At 71.4% G+C, this 15,051-nt stretch carries 15 protein-coding genes; 3 read left to right on the forward strand and 12 right to left on the reverse strand.

Features of this window, described 5'->3' with window-relative positions:
- Window position 1: 1 nt before the first annotated feature.
- The 4 genes from rlmB to ABIC47_RS01250 form a co-directional block, all read right to left on the reverse strand.
- On the reverse strand, window positions 2-1,018 hold the full coding sequence (gene rlmB / locus ABIC47_RS01235; protein WP_354476546.1) for a 23S rRNA (guanosine(2251)-2'-O)-methyltransferase RlmB: 1,017 nt from the start codon (window positions 1,016-1,018) through the stop codon (window positions 2-4).
- A complete protein-coding gene (gene cysS / locus ABIC47_RS01240) occupies window positions 1,015-2,448 on the reverse strand; it encodes a cysteine--tRNA ligase (protein ID WP_354476548.1) in 1,434 nt (477 codons plus the stop codon). Before cysS ends, rlmB begins: the two co-directional genes overlap by 4 nt.
- Window positions 2,449-2,536: 88 nt before the next feature.
- Complete coding sequence (ispD, locus tag ABIC47_RS01245; protein WP_354476550.1) at window positions 2,537-3,694, reverse strand: 2-C-methyl-D-erythritol 4-phosphate cytidylyltransferase; 1,158 nt, start codon at window positions 3,692-3,694, stop codon at window positions 2,537-2,539.
- Window positions 3,695-3,781: 87 nt separating this feature from the next.
- A complete protein-coding gene (locus ABIC47_RS01250) occupies window positions 3,782-4,264 on the reverse strand; it encodes a CarD family transcriptional regulator (RefSeq protein WP_018191799.1) in 483 nt (160 codons plus the stop codon).
- 139 nt (window positions 4,265-4,403) lie between these two features.
- Here ABIC47_RS01250 and ABIC47_RS01255 point away from each other — a divergent pair, with 139 nt between their 5' ends.
- Window positions 4,404-4,910, forward strand: a complete 507-nt coding sequence (locus ABIC47_RS01255; RefSeq protein ID WP_018191800.1) for a hypothetical protein — start codon at window positions 4,404-4,406, stop codon at window positions 4,908-4,910.
- Between the two features lie 90 nt (window positions 4,911-5,000).
- On the opposite strand, the gene ABIC47_RS01260 is transcribed toward ABIC47_RS01255, so the two are convergent.
- Together ABIC47_RS01260 and ABIC47_RS01265 are read right to left on the reverse strand one after the other, a co-directional pair.
- Window positions 5,001-5,684, reverse strand: coding sequence for a response regulator (locus ABIC47_RS01260; protein WP_018191801.1), 684 nt, complete (start codon window positions 5,682-5,684; stop codon window positions 5,001-5,003).
- Entirely contained in the window at window positions 5,681-6,832 is a 1,152-nt protein-coding gene (locus tag ABIC47_RS01265) for a sensor histidine kinase (RefSeq protein ID WP_354476553.1), read from the reverse strand. Before ABIC47_RS01265 ends, ABIC47_RS01260 begins: the two co-directional genes overlap by 4 nt.
- Window positions 6,833-7,025: 193 nt before the next feature.
- Here ABIC47_RS01265 and phoU point away from each other — a divergent pair, with 193 nt between their 5' ends.
- A complete protein-coding gene (phoU, locus tag ABIC47_RS01270; RefSeq protein WP_018191803.1) occupies window positions 7,026-7,682 on the forward strand; it encodes a phosphate signaling complex protein PhoU in 657 nt (218 codons plus the stop codon).
- Here the strand turns inward: phoU and ABIC47_RS01275 are convergent.
- Entirely contained in the window at window positions 7,679-8,221 is a 543-nt protein-coding gene (locus ABIC47_RS01275) for a 2'-5' RNA ligase family protein (RefSeq protein ID WP_354476555.1), read from the reverse strand. The two genes, phoU and ABIC47_RS01275, sit on opposite strands and share 4 nt — an antisense overlap.
- Before the next feature lie 53 nt (window positions 8,222-8,274).
- Window positions 8,275-9,024 carry a phosphoglyceromutase gene (locus ABIC47_RS01280; RefSeq protein ID WP_354476557.1) on the reverse strand — a complete coding sequence of 250 codons (750 nt, stop codon included), beginning with the start codon at window positions 9,022-9,024 and terminating at the stop codon, window positions 8,275-8,277.
- A 69-nt stretch (window positions 9,025-9,093) separates the two neighbouring features.
- Between ABIC47_RS01280 and ABIC47_RS01285 the strand changes: the two genes are divergently transcribed.
- A complete protein-coding gene (locus ABIC47_RS01285; protein WP_354476559.1) occupies window positions 9,094-9,915 on the forward strand; it encodes a class I SAM-dependent methyltransferase in 822 nt (273 codons plus the stop codon).
- A 27-nt stretch (window positions 9,916-9,942) separates the two neighbouring features.
- Here ABIC47_RS01285 and ABIC47_RS01290 read toward each other — a convergent pair whose 3' ends face one another.
- From ABIC47_RS01290 to ygfZ, 4 genes are all read right to left on the reverse strand, one after another.
- Entirely contained in the window at window positions 9,943-12,018 is a 2,076-nt protein-coding gene (locus ABIC47_RS01290) for an iron ABC transporter permease (protein WP_354476561.1), read from the reverse strand.
- Complete coding sequence (locus ABIC47_RS01295; RefSeq protein WP_354476563.1) at window positions 12,015-12,992, reverse strand: ABC transporter substrate-binding protein; 978 nt, start codon at window positions 12,990-12,992, stop codon at window positions 12,015-12,017. Before ABIC47_RS01295 ends, ABIC47_RS01290 begins: the two co-directional genes overlap by 4 nt.
- A complete protein-coding gene (locus tag ABIC47_RS01300) occupies window positions 12,989-13,831 on the reverse strand; it encodes an ABC transporter ATP-binding protein (RefSeq protein ID WP_089876892.1) in 843 nt (280 codons plus the stop codon). The genes ABIC47_RS01295 and ABIC47_RS01300 overlap by 4 nt, the downstream gene beginning before the upstream one ends.
- A gap of 80 nt (window positions 13,832-13,911) precedes the next feature.
- The gene (gene ygfZ / locus ABIC47_RS01305; RefSeq protein WP_354476565.1) at window positions 13,912-15,045 is read right to left on the reverse strand and encodes a CAF17-like 4Fe-4S cluster assembly/insertion protein YgfZ; all 1,134 of its coding nucleotides are present in this window, start codon (window positions 15,043-15,045) and stop codon (window positions 13,912-13,914) included.
- Between the last annotated feature and the right edge of the window lie 6 nt (window positions 15,046-15,051).

Below are 15,051 nucleotides of genomic sequence, written 5' to 3' on the forward strand. Positions count from 1 at the left end.
GTTACTTCGCGGCGCGGGCCTCGGCGCGCAGCTTGGCGATCTCGTAGAGCGTGACGCTCGCCGCGATCCCGGCGTTCAGCGACTCGGTCGCCGCGGTGATCGGGATCGACACGACGGCGTCGCACGTCTCGGTCACCAGGCGGGACAGGCCCTTGCCTTCGCTGCCGACGACGATCACCACGGGCCGGTCGGCGAACGAGAGGCCCGGGAGGCTGACGTCGCCGCCGCCATCGAGGCCGAGCACGAAGACTCCGGCCTTCTTGAACTCCTTGAGCGTCTGCGTCAGGTTCGGAGCCATCGCGACGGGAGTGCGTGCGGCCGCCCCGGCCGACGTCTTCCAGGCCGCGGCGGTCATGCCGACCGAACGGCGCTGCGGCACGATCACGCCCTGGCCGCCGAAGGCCGCGGTCGAGCGGATGATCGCCCCGAGGTTGCGCGGGTCGGTGATGCCGTCGAGCGCGACGAACAGCGGGGTCTCCGACGAACGGAGGGTGCGGTCGAGCAGCTCACCGGGGTGCGCGTACTCGTACGGCGGCACCTTCAGGGCGACGCCCTGGTGCACCGCGTCGCGGCCCGCGAGGCGGTCGAGCTCGGGCCGCATGACCTCGAGGATGGGGATGCCCCGGCCCGTCGCGATGGAGAGGATCTCCTTCATGCGGTCGTCGAACTCCACGCGCGCGGCGACATAGAGGGTCGACGCCGGGATGTCGGCCCGCAGGGCCTCGAGCACCGAGTTACGGCCGGTGACGATCTCGCTCTCGTCTCCGTTCTTCGCCCGACGCGAGGCTCCCGAGGCGCCACGGGGGGCGGTGTCGCGCCCGCTCCGTGCGGCCTTCGCCGCCGCGCGCTCGCGCAGCGCCTTGGCCTTGCCCGCGGGGTGGTAGTCGCGGTCCTCCGCCTTCGGCGTCGGGCCGCGGCCCTCCAGCGCCTTGCGGCCGTGGCCGCCGGTGCCGACCTGGGCGCCCTTCTTGCTCTTGCGCACCGCTCCGGCGCGGGGCTTTCCACCCGAGTTCTTCATGATCCGATGCTCCAATGCGACCCCGTCGGGGTGTCTTCGATGGTGATTCCTGCCGCCGCCAGCTCGTCGCGGATGCGATCGGCTGCGGCGAAGTCGCGTGCGGCCCTGGCCGCCTGCCGGTCGGCGAGAAGCCGACCGATGAGCTCGCCGAGCGCGGAGTCCGCGGCGGTCGAGCCCCCGCTCCGCCACTGCGGCGAGAGCGGGTTGATGCCGAGCACCTCCGTCATCGCGAGAACATGCCCGCGCGCGGTGGCCGCTGCCTCCAAGTCTTCCGCATCCAGCGCCGCGTTGCCTGAACGCACGGTGTCATGGAGCACGGCGAGCGCCTGCGGCACCGCGAGGTCGTCGTCCATCGCCTCGGCGAAGGCGTCGGGGACGACCTCGACGCCGTGCCCGGCGAACCTGGTTCCGGACAGCCGCCGCTCCACGCGCTCGAAGAACCCGGCGATGCGGTCGAGCGCGGCCTCGGCCTCGCTCAGCGAGCCGTCGTGGTAGTCGATGGTCGACCGGTAGTGCGCCGATCCGAGGTAGTAGCGCACGACCAGCGGACGCGCGGCACCAAGCAGATCGGCCGCGTAGACCGAGTTGCCGAGCGACTTGCTCATCTTCTGCCCGTTCACGTTGACGAGGCCGTTGTGCACCCAATAGTTCGCGAAGGCATCCCCCGCCGCCGTCGACTGCGCCAGCTCGTTCTCATGGTGCGGGAAGCGGAGATCGAGTCCGCCGCCGTGGATGTCGAACTGCGGGCCGAGGTAGCGGCGCGACATGGCCGAGCACTCGATGTGCCAGCCGGGGCGCCCGTCGCCCCAGGGCGAGGGGAACGCCGCCGAGGCGGGCTCGTCCTCCTTCCGGCCCTTCCACAGAGCGAAGTCGCGGGGGTCGCGCTTGTCGCGCGGATCTGCGTCGGCCGCGGCCTCCATGTTGTCGATGCTCTGCCGGGTGAGCTCGCCGTAGGACGGCCAGCTCTTCACGTCGAAGTAGACGTCGCCTGAGCCGTCCGCCGCGGCATACGCGTGACCGGCATCGATGAGGCGTTGGATGATCTCCTGCATCTGAGGGATGCTGGCCGTCGCCCGGGGCTCGTAGGTGGGCGGCTGGACACCGATCGCGCGGTACGAGTCGCTGAACTCCAGCTCGAAGCGGTAGGCGAGCGCCCACCACTCCTCGCTGCCCCCTGCAGCGTGCGCGGCCGCCGCGTTGACCAGGATCTTGTCGTCGATGTCTGTGACGTTGCGCACCAGCGTGACGTCGAGCCCGCGGTAGCTGAGCCACCGACGCAGCTGGTCGTAGACGAGGGCCGAGCGCAGGTGCCCGATATGCGGCGACGACTGCACGGTGGGCCCGCACACGTACATTCCGACCTCGCCGTCGCGCAACGGGACGAAGTCGCGCAGAGCGCCCGCCTTGGTGTCGTAGAGCCGAAGAGTCACGGCATAAGCCTACGGGCCGCGCCCCGGCCGTCGCTCCGTCATGACCGAGTTGGGGAAAACCTCGTGCTGTCGTGGCTTGTGGACGGATTCAGCCCAGAAGCAGCGCCGTCGCCTGCGCGGTGATCCCCTCGCCGCGTCCGGTGAAGCCGAGCCCGTCCGTCGTGGTCGCCCCGACCGACACCGGAGCCCCGAGGATCGCCGAGAGGCGGTCTTGCGCCTCCTGCCTGCGCGGCGCGAACTTCGGCCGGTTGCCGACCACCTGGACGGCCACGTTGCCGATCCGAAAACCCGCCTCCTCGACGAGGCGCCGAGCCTCGGCCAGGAACACATCCCCGTGGGCGCCCGAGAACCGCGGATCGCCCGTCCCGAACACCCCGCCGATGTCGCCCAGCCCCGCGGCGGACAGCAGCGCGTCGACGATCGCGTGCGCCACGGCGTCGCCGTCGCTGTGCCCGGCGAGCCCCGGCTCCCCCGGCCAGTGCAGCCCGGCGAGCCACAGTTCCGCGCCTTCGTCGAAGGCGTGCGTGTCGCTCCCGCTGCCGATCCTCGGCGTCGTGGATCCCGCGAGCAGCTCCTCGGCCCGCCGCAGATCCCACGGCGTCGTCACCTTGAAGGCGTGCGCGTCGCCGGGCACCACATCCACCCGGAAGCCTGCGGCGGCCACGAGCCCGGCGTCGTCCGTCTCGTCGCTCTCGGCCAGCGCGTACGCCGTCAGCAGCTGCTCGCGCGGGAATCCCTGCGGCGTCTGCACGGCCGACAGCGCGGACCGGTCGACGGTCTCGTGCACCTGGCCGTCGTCACCGACGCGCTTCACCGTGTCGCTGACCGGCAGGCCGGGGATCACGCCGTATCCGCGCTCGACCACCGCATCCACCACCGCATCGAACAGCTCGGTCGGCGCGAGCGCCCGGGCCGCGTCGTGAACGAGGACGATGTCGGCTCGCGCATCCACCACGGCGAGCCCCTCCGCGACGGACGACTGCCGGGTCGCACCGCCGGCCACAACGGTCACCGGCCCGCCGATCGCGCGCCGCGCCAGGGCTTCGGCCTCGTCGAGACGATCGGACGGCACGACCACGATCGGCTCCACCGCGTGCCGCATGCCGCGGACGGCATGGAGCGACCGCTCCAGCAGAGTCAGGCCGTGCAGCGGCACGAAAGCCTTCGGGAGCTCGGCGCCCAGGCGCGTGCCCGATCCTGCTGCCACGACGACGACCGCGACGCGCGGTCCGGGGATGCTGTCCACGCGTCGAGCGTACCCGGCGGCCCGCTCCGCGCACGACGAAGGCCCCGCCGCACGGAGCGACGGGGCCTTCGAATTCGTCGGGAGAGCCTAGGAGGCCAGCACCTCGTCGAGCAGGCTGGAGGCCTTCTCGTCATCGGTCTTCTCTGCGAGCGCGAGCTCGGAGATCAGGATCTGGCGGGCCTTGGCGAGCATGCGCTTCTCACCGGCGGAGAGACCGCGGTCCTGGTCGCGACGCCACAGGTCGCGGACGACCTCGGAGACCTTGATGACATCGCCGGAAGCGAGCTTCTCCAGGTTGGCCTTGTAGCGGCGGGACCAGTTGGTCGGCTCCTCGGTGAACGGAGCGCGCAGCACCTCGAAGACGCGGTCGAGACCCTCGCGGCCGATGACATCGCGCACACCGACCAGATCGACGTTCTCGGCGGGGACCTCGATGGTCAGGTCGCCCTGCGTCACGTTGAGCTTGAGGTACAGCTTCTCTTCACCCTTGATGATTCTCTTCTTGACTTCGGTGATCGTTGCGGCACCGTGGTGCGGATAGACGACGGTCTCGCCAACCTCGAAAAGCATAGATTTGTTGTCCCTTCAGCAATGAATAGGATACCACATGAGGCACGTGCTAAGGTTCGCCCTCACGCCTCCCGACGCCCCGGACGACCCCTCCGGATGGGATAGAGTTGCAGGGGAAAATCACCGGGAGGGTCATTCAGTGAAAGCTCGAGTCGCGGCGTCCGTCGCCCTCGCCCTGGCCGTCGCGTTCGGCACCGCGGGATGCGGTTTCATCGCCCCACAGGCCACCACGAAGCACTACGACGCGAGCGACGGCGTGAGCGGGAATGTCGGCTCGATTGACGTCCGCAACGCGATCATCGTCACCGACGCGAAAGACGGAACGGTCGGCAACCTCGTCGTGACCCTCGTGAACACCGACACCAAGAGCCACCGCGTCGCCATCAGCGCCGGCGACCAGAGCTCCAGCGCGGCGTACGTCACCGTCCAGCCCGGCCAGGTCAAGCAGCTCGGCCAGGACCCGGAGAACGGGGGCACCGGCAACGTCCTGATCCCGGAGTTCACCACCAAGCCCGGCGCCCTGTTCCCCGTCTACTTCCAGTACGGCGACCAGACCGGCGTCAACCTCAAGGTCCCGGTGCTCGACGGCCAGCTGCCCGAGTATGCGAGCCTCGTGCCGCCGACCATCCTCCCTGCCGCGGGCTGATCACCGGCCGGCACCCAGACAGCAGAAGCCGCCCCGCGCATCGCGTGGGGCGGCTTCTTCGTGTTCCAGAGGACCGGGCGGGGAGACGCCTCAGGCGTTGAAGCGGTAGCCCAGCCCGCGTACGGTCACCAGCATCCGCGGCTCCGAGGGGCTCTCCTCGATGCGCGAGCGGATGCGCTTGATGTGCACGTCGAGTGTCTTGGTGTCGCCGAAGTAGTCGCTCCCCCACACCCGGTCGATCAGCTGGCCCCGGGTCAGCACGCGTCCGGCGTTCCGCAGCAGCAACTCGAGCAGCTCGAATTCCTTCAGCGGCATGGAGATCTCCGCGCCGTTCACGGCGACCGTGTGGCGGTCCACATCCATCCGCACCGTCCCGGCCTCGAGCACGCCGTCATCCTGCTGCTCCTCCTCGTCGACGCGGCGGCGGAGCACCGCACGGATGCGCGCCAGCAGCTCCCGCGACGAGTACGGCTTCGTGACGTAGTCGTCGGCGCCGAGCTCCAGCCCGACCACGATGTCCACCTCGGAGTCCTTGGCGGTCAGCATGATGATCGGCACGTTTGAGCGGGTGCGGATCTCGCGGCACACCTCGGTGCCCGGGATGCCCGGGAGCATGAGGTCGAGCAGGATGAGGTCGGCGCCGTCGCGGTCGAAGGCGGCCAGCGCGGACGGGCCGTCCTCCGCGACCTCCACCTCGTAGCCCTCCCGCTTGAGCAGGTACGCGAGCGGCTCGCTGAGCGAGGCCTCGTCCTCGACGAGCAGGATGGATGTCACTGGTTGTCTCCTAACGGGGGTCGGACACTGGATGCCTCGGGCAACCGGATCGTGAACGTGGAACCGCGGCCGGGCTGTGACCAGACGCGCACCTCGCCGCCGTGGTTCTGCACGGCGTGCTTGACGATGGAGAGGCCGAGCCCGGTGCCGCCGGTGTTGCGCGAGCGGGCCTGGTCGACGCGGAAGAAGCGCTCGAACACCCGGTCGAGGTCCTCCTCGGGGATGCCCTCGCCCTGGTCGGTCACCGCGATCTCCACCACGCCCCCGGTGCTGCGCACGCCGATCCCGATGCGGGAGTCGTCGGGCGAGTACTGGATGGCGTTCGAGATGAGGTTGTGGACGGCCGTGACCAGCAGGTTCTCGTTGCCGATGACCTGGGCGTCCTTGTCGCCGCGCATGGCGATCTCGATGTTGCGGGTCTCCGCCGCCACACGGTTCTGGTCGATGGCGGCCTTGACGACCTTGCTGGCGGACAGCTCGGTCGCGTTGCCCAGCGCATCCGTCGCCTGGAGCCGGCTCAGCTCGATGATGTCCTGCGTGATGCGGGCGAGACGCTGCGCCTCCTCCGACAGCCGCAGGGCGAAGCGGCGCACCTGCTCCGGGTCGTCGGAGGCGCCGTCGAGCGCCTCGGCGAGCAGGCTGACGGCTCCGATCGGCGTCTTGAGCTCGTGGCTGATGTTCGCGACGAAATCGCGGCGCACCGCATCCAGCCGGAACGACTCGGTGCGGTCCTCCGCGAGAAGCAGGATGTAGCGCGAGCCGAGCCGGGCGACGCGCACGCTCAGATGGATGCCGGCGTCGCCGAACGGTCCGCGCGACAGCTCGCACTCCTCGGTGAGCGACTCTCCGCTCCGTCGCACCCGGTTCACCAGGTCGACGAGGTGCGGGTGCACGAGGGCGCCGTTCCAGACCAGGCCGATGGCGTGGGCGCCCGGCGACGCCTTGATGACGTTGTTGGACGGGTCGAGCACGACGCCGGCGGACTCGAGCGCGTCCAGCACCTGGTCGACGCCGTCCGGCACCGCCGGGTTGACCACCTCGGCGGCGTGATGGCCGCGTCGCGCGGCGATGTGCAGGATCCACACGAAACCGGCGCCGACGGCGAGCCCCAGGCCCAGCGACAGCAGCACCAACCAGGTGGAGTCCATGGCCCCAAGCGTAGGTGATCACGATGCACGCGCATGGACGCATCCCGCCACCGGCCGCGTGTTTTCGCGGGTACGTTAGACAGTGTTCAGCCAGGGGGCACCGTTTGTTAACCTGCCACGGCGAACATGCAATACGGGGTCAGAAGGCCCCGACATCCCGCGTGCCCGCGCACGCCAGGAAGGACCACACCCCATGCGCGAAGTCTTCCAGCAGGAGCTGGCGGAAGTTCAGGACCGCCTCGTCGAGATCGCCGAGCTGGTCGTCCGCTCCATCCAGAACGCCACGCAGGCGTTCAACGACTCGGATGTGACGCTCGCCGAGGACGTCATCGCGAATGACCACCGCATCGACGAGCTGACGGTGCTGCTCGACGAGCTGTCCATCCAGATCCTCGCCCGGCAGCAGCCGGTCGCCCGCGACCTGCGCATCGTCGTGAGCGCGCTCCGCATCAGCGCGTCGCTCGAGCGGATGGGCGACATGGCCGAGCACATCGCGCAGCTGGCCCGGTACCGGTTCCCGGACAAGGTCGTGCCGAAGAGCCTCCGGTCGACGTTCGCCGAGATGGGGCGCCTCGACGTGCAGATCGCGCAGAAGCTGGCCGAGCTGCTCCGCTCGCAGGACCTCCGTCTCGCGGACGAGATCCGCAACGACGACGACGACATCGACGAGCTGCACATCAGCGTCTTCGACAAGGTGCTCGGCGAGACGTGGAAGGGCCAGGCCGTCGACACGGTCGACGCGACCCTCGCCTCCCGTTACCACGAGCGCTTCGCCGACCACGCGGTCTCGATCGCCAAGAAGGTGCAGTACCTAGCCACGGGCGACTGGGCGCCCGAGCTCGCCTCCTAGTCCACTCCCCGACTCAACCCAACAGCTCCTGAGTTTTTCGCCTCGCGCTCCGGCGTTTCGCGCGAAAAACTCAGGAGCTGTTGGCTTGAGTCCGGGGCGTCAGGGGCGGAGGGCGCGAGGGGGATGCGCGCGGCGACGGTTCGGGTGGAGTGCGAAGCGCGGGCGACGACGGAGAGCTCCGCGAGGAGGGCGTGCTCGCCGGGGTGCAGACGGCCGGCGGTCTGGTCGGTGACGTGCGGACGGTAGCCGTCTCGCAGGTGGCGCTGGTCGCGGATGACGGCGCCGGCGGCCTCCAGCGCATCCACCACCGCGAGGTGCAGGGCATGCAGCGGCTCGGAGGCGCGCAGCACCGTCACCGGAACCGTCCGGTGGGCTCCGAACCGCTCGCGGGCTGCAGCGACGACCGGGATGGGCGGAACACGCGGGATGAGCGCGGCGACCGCATCCGCATCGAGTTCGGTGTCGAACGGCGGCACGATGGTGACATGCAGCGGCCAGTCGCCGGCCGGAAACGTGGCCGGAAACGAGCCCGGAAACACGTCGTCGTCGCGTCCCCGGAGGAACGCGACGACGACGAAGGTGCTGGTCGTGGCTACTTCTTGCCCTGCGCGGCGACCGCGGCGGCACCGGCGGCCGCTGCCTCCGGGTCGAGGTAGTACGACGGCTCGAGCGGCGTGAAGTCCTCGCCGAGCTTGTAGACGAGCGGGATGCCGGTCGGGATGTTGAGGCCGGCGATGTCCTCGTCGGAGATGCCGTCGAGGTGCTTCACCAGGGCGCGCAGCGAGTTGCCGTGCGCGGTGACGAGCACCGTCTTACCCTCGGCGAGGTCGCGCGTGATGTCCGACTCCCAGTAGGGCAGCATCCGGGCGATGACGTCCTTCAGGCACTCGGTGCGCGGCAGGTCGTCGCCCAGGCCCGCGTAGCGCGGGTCGCCGACCTGCGAGAACTCGCTGTCGTCGGCGAGCGGTGGCGGCGGCACGTCGAACGAGCGGCGCCACAGCTGGAACTGCTCCGGACCGTACTTCTCGAGCGTCTCGGCCTTGTCGAGACCCTGCAGCGCGCCGTAGTGACGCTCGTTGAGCCGCCAGGAGCGCTCGACGGGGACCCACAGACGGTCGGCGACGTCGAGCGCGTAGTTCGCGGTCTGGATCGCGCGCGTCAGGACGGACGTGTGCAGCACATCGGGCTCGAGCCCGGAGTCGCGGAGCAGTTCGCCCGCCCGCTTCGCCTCGGCGACGCCGGTCTCGCTGAGTCGCACGTCGACCCAGCCGGTGAACAGGTTCTTCTCGTTCCACTCGCTGCTGCCGTGGCGCAGGAGGATCAGGGTGTAGGGAGCGGCCATGCCCCCAATCTATCGCGTCGCCGGTGCCGGCGAGCGCGGCGGAGACCCGCCCGCTGCCAGGATGGAGGCATGGCTTCCGGTGCGGTCGGCACGGTCACCCGTGGCACGACGAACACGAACCGGCTGCGCCGTGTCGACCGCTGGATCGCCGCGCAGCCGGTGCTCCGCCGCACCTCCGACCCCGTCGTCGTCGACCTCGGCTACGGCGCCAGCGGGGTCACCGCGCTGGAGCTGCACCAGCGGCTGACCCGGGTGCGGCCGGATGTGGAGGTCGTCGGCCTCGAGATCGAGCCGGGCCGGGTGCGCACGGCGAACGAGCAGCTGGCCGCGATGCGCGAGGGCCGGACGGGCTTCGCAGCGGACGCGCGCATCCGGTTCGCGCTGGGCGGCTTCGAGGTACCGCTTCCCGACGGCCGGCGTGCCGCGGTGATCCGCGCGTTCAACGTGCTGCGGCAGTACCGGGAGGCGGATGTCGCCGAGGCCTGGGAGCGGATGCGCGCGCGCCTGCAGCCGGGCGGCATCCTGGTCGAGGGCACCTGCGACGAGATCGGGCGGATCTCCAGCTGGGTGGAGCTCGACACCGCCGGCCCGCGCACTCTGACCGTCTCGCTGCGGCTCCGTGGTCTGGACACCCCCTCGATCGTCGCCGAGCGGCTCCCGAAGGCACTCATCCACCGGAACGTTCCGGGCGAGCGCGTGCACGACTTCCTGGCCGAGCTCGACCGGCTGTGGCGCATCCACTCGCCCCTCGCCGCCTACGGCCCGAGCCAGCGGTGGATCGCCGTGGCACAGGGGATGCGGGACGCGGGCTGGCCGGTCGTCGGCGGCCGGACGCGCTGGCGGCTGGGCGAGCTGACCGTGGCGTGGGATGCGGTGGCGCCGAACCCCTGAACCAAGCGGCTGTTCGCGCCGCGGCGCTCACGCCTCCGCCCGCGACCTCCACAGCAGCCACAGGAAGTACGGCGCCCCGATCACGGCGGTGACCAGACCGACCGGGATCTGCGCGGGCGCGATCAGCGTCCGGCCCACCGTGTCGGCGACGCTGACGAGGATCGCCCCGAGCAGCGCGGCCACCGGCAGCACACGCGCGTGCCGCTGTCCGACCAGCGATCGGGCGGCGTGCGGAGCGACCAGCCCGACGAAGGCGATCACGCCGACCGCCGCCACGGCCGCGGCGGTGAGGGCGACCGCGATCGCCAGCAGCCCGAGCCGGGCGCGGCCGAGCCGGACGCCGAGCACCCGCGGGGTGTCCGGGTCGAGTCCGACGATGTCGAGCTCCCGCGTGGCCGCGGCCAGCAGCGGCACCGCGACCAGCAGCACCACCAGCACCGGCAGCACCTGCGGGAACGTGCGGCCGTACGTCGAGCCGGACAGCCAGACCAGGGCTTTCGCTCCGTTGAACGGGTCGGTCAGCACGATCAACAGGCTGGTCAGGGCGGTCGCGCCGGAGGAGACGCCGATGCCGATCAGGATGAGACGGTTCTGCTCCAGCCCACGCCGTGCGGCGAGGCCGAACACCAGCAGGGCGGCGGCCGCCGCACCGGCGAGCGCTGCTCCTCCGACCAGCCAGAAGCTCGCCAGCGGGACGGCCGTGATGACGGCGATCGCTCCAACGCCCGCTCCCCCGACGACGCCGAGGATGGCGGGTTCGGCGAGCGGGTTGCGCGACACCGCCTGCACGATCGTGCCCGCCAGGGCGAGGGCCGCACCCGCGAGGAGTGCTGCGGCGACCCGCGGGAGGCGCGTGTCGAGCACGAAGGACACCACGCGTCCGGCGCGGCCGGTGATGCCGTTCCAGACGTCGCCGAGAAGCAGGCGCGCATCCCCCAGGAGGACTGCGGCGACCACCGCCGCGACGAGGGCGACGCAGCAGACGACGAGCGTGATCACGAAGGCGCGCCTGCTGCGCAGTTTCACCGCCGCGTTCGTCGCGGTGTTCGACGACGTGTCGCGCGACCGGTAGGCCAGGAACACGAGCACGCCGGCGCCGAAGATCGTTGTCACGATCCCGGTCGGCACCGCGACGCCCGCCTGCCCGCCGAACACCGCGCGGAGCAGCACGTCGGCGATCAGGACGACGAGCATCCCCGCCACCGCGGAGGCCGGGAGGAACGCCCGATGGCGGGCCAGCCCGGGCACCCGCGACGCCAGCAGCCGCACGATCGCGGGCGCACACAGCCCGACGAACGCGATCGGCCCTGCGATGGTCACCGCCACCGCCGAGAGGAGCACCGCGAGAACGACGACCACCGCGCGAGTGGTGCGCGGGTTCACCCCGACCGAGGCGGCGCCGTCATCACCCAGGGCGAGGATGTCGAGCCGCCGGCAGAGCACCAGCAGACCCGCGAATGCGACGACGGCGAGCGGCAGGAGCTGCAGCACCCCGTCCATCCCGGTCTGCACGAGCGACCCGTTGCCCCACGCGAACAGACCGGTCGTCTCCTGCGAGTAGAAGAGCAGCAGCATCCCGCTGACCCCGCTCAGCGCGAGCGTCAGCGCGGAACCCGCCAGAACCAGCCGGACCGGGCCGGCTCCCCCACGCGACAGCCCGAGCACGACGACGGCCGCGATCAGACCGCCGCAGAAGGCGATCGCTCCCGCCGGCAGCACCGGAAGGGAGATGCCAAAGGCGGCGACGGCGACGACGGCCAGGTAGGCGCCCGCGTTCACCGCAAGCGTGTCGGGAGCGGCCAGGGGGTTCCGGGAGACGGACTGCAGGGCCGCCCCCGCCGCACCCAAGGTCGCGCCGACCACGAGCCCGGCCGCGAGTCGGGGCAGCCGGGAGGCGGCGAGCACGGCATCCGCCTGCGCTGCACCCGACTCCCCCGCCCCCGCTCCCCCGGTCAGAGCACGCCAGAGGGCGTCCGGCCCGAGCACGGCGGTCCCCTGCGAGAGGTGGATGAGGGAGAGCCCCACCACCGCGACCGCGGCCGCGCAGGCCAGAAGGGCGAGCCGTCCGCCGGCTCCCCGGCGGACGGCGACGGCCTGTGTCACTTCGTGAGGGCGTCGACCAGCGCCGCGACGTACTGCTTCATCGACGCGGGGCCCCCGAACATCCAGATGCCGTCGGGCAGGCGGTGCACGTCGCCGGCCGTGACGAACGGAAGGGAGGCCCACACGGCGTTGTCCTTCAGTGCCCCCTGGAACGGGTCGCTGCCGTCGACGTCGTTCGCGATGTAGGCGAACTGCACGTCTCCGAGGGACGTCAGCCCCTCCACGTCGGTCGCGGCGAGGCCGTACGCCTCGTCGCCCTTCAGCGTCCACGGGTTGGCGAGCCCGAGCTTCTCGTTCACGTCCGAGATCAGCGACCCGGCCGCGTACGGACGCACGGAGACGCTGTTGCCCTGCACCCATCCGTCGGCGAACGCGACCTTCGCACCGGACAGGTCCGCATCGGCGAGCTTCTTCTTGCCGTCGGCGACAGCCGTCTCGAACGACGCCAGCTCGGTCTTCGCGCGGTCCTCCGTCCCGGTCGCCTTCGCGATCAGGTTCACGTTGTCGGTCAGCTGCTCCAGCTGGCGGGAGGCGTCGGCCGACCGGACCACCAGCACCGGCGCCACGCGCTCCAGCTGGTCGATGGCGGAGTCCGAGAGGTCGGTCGTCGCGACCACCAGGTCCGGCTTGAGCGCGGCGACGGTGTCGACGCTCGGCTCCCCGCGCGTCCCGATGTCCTTCACGCCCTTCGGCAGCTTCTCCGCGGTGTCCCAGGCGCTGTAGCCCTTCACATCCGCGGCGCCCACCGGTTCGACGCCGAGGGTCAGCAGCATCTCGACCACGTTCCACTCGGTGCCGACGACCTTCTTCGCCGGACCGTCGAGACGGACCTTCTCGCCACGGGCGTCGGTGACCGTCAGGGCGGCCCCGCCGTTCGTCTCGCCGCTGGCGGGTTCGGTCGTGCCGCAGCCGCTCAGCGCGATTGCGGCGGCGACCGCCAGGGCTGCCACGGGCAGGTGTCGTCGGATGTTCATCGGGTCCTTTCGGTTCGGAGGTGGTGGGCGCCGACGGCCCGCGTGCGCGGGACGCCGGAGATCGGATCGGTCTCGACGTCGATGCGGATGCCGTAGACGTCGGTCAGGAGCTCGGGGTCGTACACCTCGGCGGCGGAACCGGCGGCGACGACGCGGCCGGAGCGCAGGAGCACGACGCGGTCGGAGACGGCGGCGGCCTGGTCGAGGTCGTGGAGCACGAGGCCGACGGTGACGCCGTGCAGGTCCGCCAGCTCGCGGACGAGGTCGAGGATCTCCACCTGGTAGCGCAGGTCGAGGTACGTCGTCGGCTCGTCCAGCAGCAGTACATCCGTCTCCTGTGCGAGGCAGCACGCGAGCCACACGCGCTGCAACTGGCCGCCGGAGAGCGACTCGACACCGCGGTCGGCGAACGCCGCGACGCCGGTCAGCTGGAGCGCCCGGTCGATGGCGGCGCGGCCCTCGGGGTCGGTCGAGCGGAAGCGACGGCGGTACGGGTGACGGCCGAAGCCGACGACCTCACGGACGCTCAAGCCCGCGGGCGTCGGACGGCTCTGGGCGAGCAGCGTGACGCGGCGGGCGAACTCCGGGCGGGAGAGGGCGAGCGCGTCGACCATCTCCGTGGCGTCCGCGTCTGCCGCGCCGGGCAGCAGCACCGAGCCGCCGCGCGCATCCTTCAACCGTGCGATCGCGCGGAGGAGTGTCGACTTGCCGCTGCCGTTCGGGCCGATGAGGGCGGTCACGCGCCCGCGCGGGAGGAGGAGGTCGGCGCCGTGGACGACGTCGACGCCGTCGTAGGCGATGGTCACGTCGGAGGCGAGAAGGCCGGCGGTCGCAGTCACGAAAGTTAGGTTAGCTTAACCTAACTCGGTCGCCAAGCGGCAGCCGGATACAGCGGCCCAGCGGGCGTCGCCGACGTCGGTCAGGAACGCGGAGTGCGGGTGACGGCGCCCAGGCGCGGGATCCGCGGAACCTGAGCGGCCGAGCCGGCCTCCGGCGGCACAACGATCTCCTGCCCGGCGGCGACCTGCACGCCGTCCGCCTCGACGGTGAGCGTGGCGTCGGGATCGGTCGACCGCTTCACCACGGCGAGCGCGATCGGTCCCAGCTCGTAGTGCACCGCCGACGAGGTCACGGCACCCACCTCGCGGTCGGCGGCGGAGACGACGGCTCCGGATGCGGGGAGCACACCCTCCGAACCGTCCAGATGTAGCATGACCAGGCGCCGCGGCGGGTGGCCGAGGTTGTGCACCTTGGCGACGGTCTCCTGCCCGCGGTAGCAGCCCTTGCTCAGGTGCACCGCCGTGCGTAGCCAGTCGAGCTCGTGCGGGATGGTCCGCTCGTCGACCTCCGTCGAGAAGCGCGGTCGCCAGGCCGCGATGCGCAGGGCGTCGGCGGCCAGCGTTCCGGCGACCGACAGCTCGCCCGAGCGGACGCGGGCGACGATCGAGGGCAGCGCGTCGCGCGGGACGAGGCGCTCGCTCCACGACCATCCCGCTCCGGGATGCTCGCCGTGCGCGTACTGGTGACCTCCCGGCGTCACGGCGCGCCAGGGATCGTGCCAGACCAGGGGAACGGCGTTGGGCGCCGCCAGGGGCAGGGGCGGGTCGCCCAGCGTGCCGATCGTGGCGAGGTCGGCCGTGCGGTCGGCGAGCTCGACGCGCAGCATGAAACGCATGGAGTCGAGCCAGCCGAGCAGACCCTCCGCCTCCGGTCGGTCCACCAGCAGCCACAGGGTCTCGCCGTCGTCGACCAGCCGGACGGCGTGCTCGACACGGCCCGTCACGTCCAGCAGCAAGGTCTCCGACGACTCCCCCGGCCGCAGCCCGGTGAGCGCCTGGCTCGTGAGGGAGTTCAGCCAGCTGAGACGGTCCGGACCCTGGACGGTCAGAACGGCCCGGTCGGACAGATCGACGATCGCGCCGCGCTCCGCGAGGGCGCGCTGCTCGGCGAGAGGGCTGCCGTAATGCGTGGGAACGCCCGTGCCGTCGGTGTCGACGGCGCCCGGCAGATCGAGGAACGGGGAGCGCTGATCGGGCTCCAGCTGGTCGGACATCGGCGG

The organism is Leifsonia sp. 563, from assembly GCF_040545055.1.
In the GTDB taxonomy this organism is placed as follows: Bacteria; Actinomycetota; Actinomycetes; order Actinomycetales; family Microbacteriaceae; genus Leifsonia.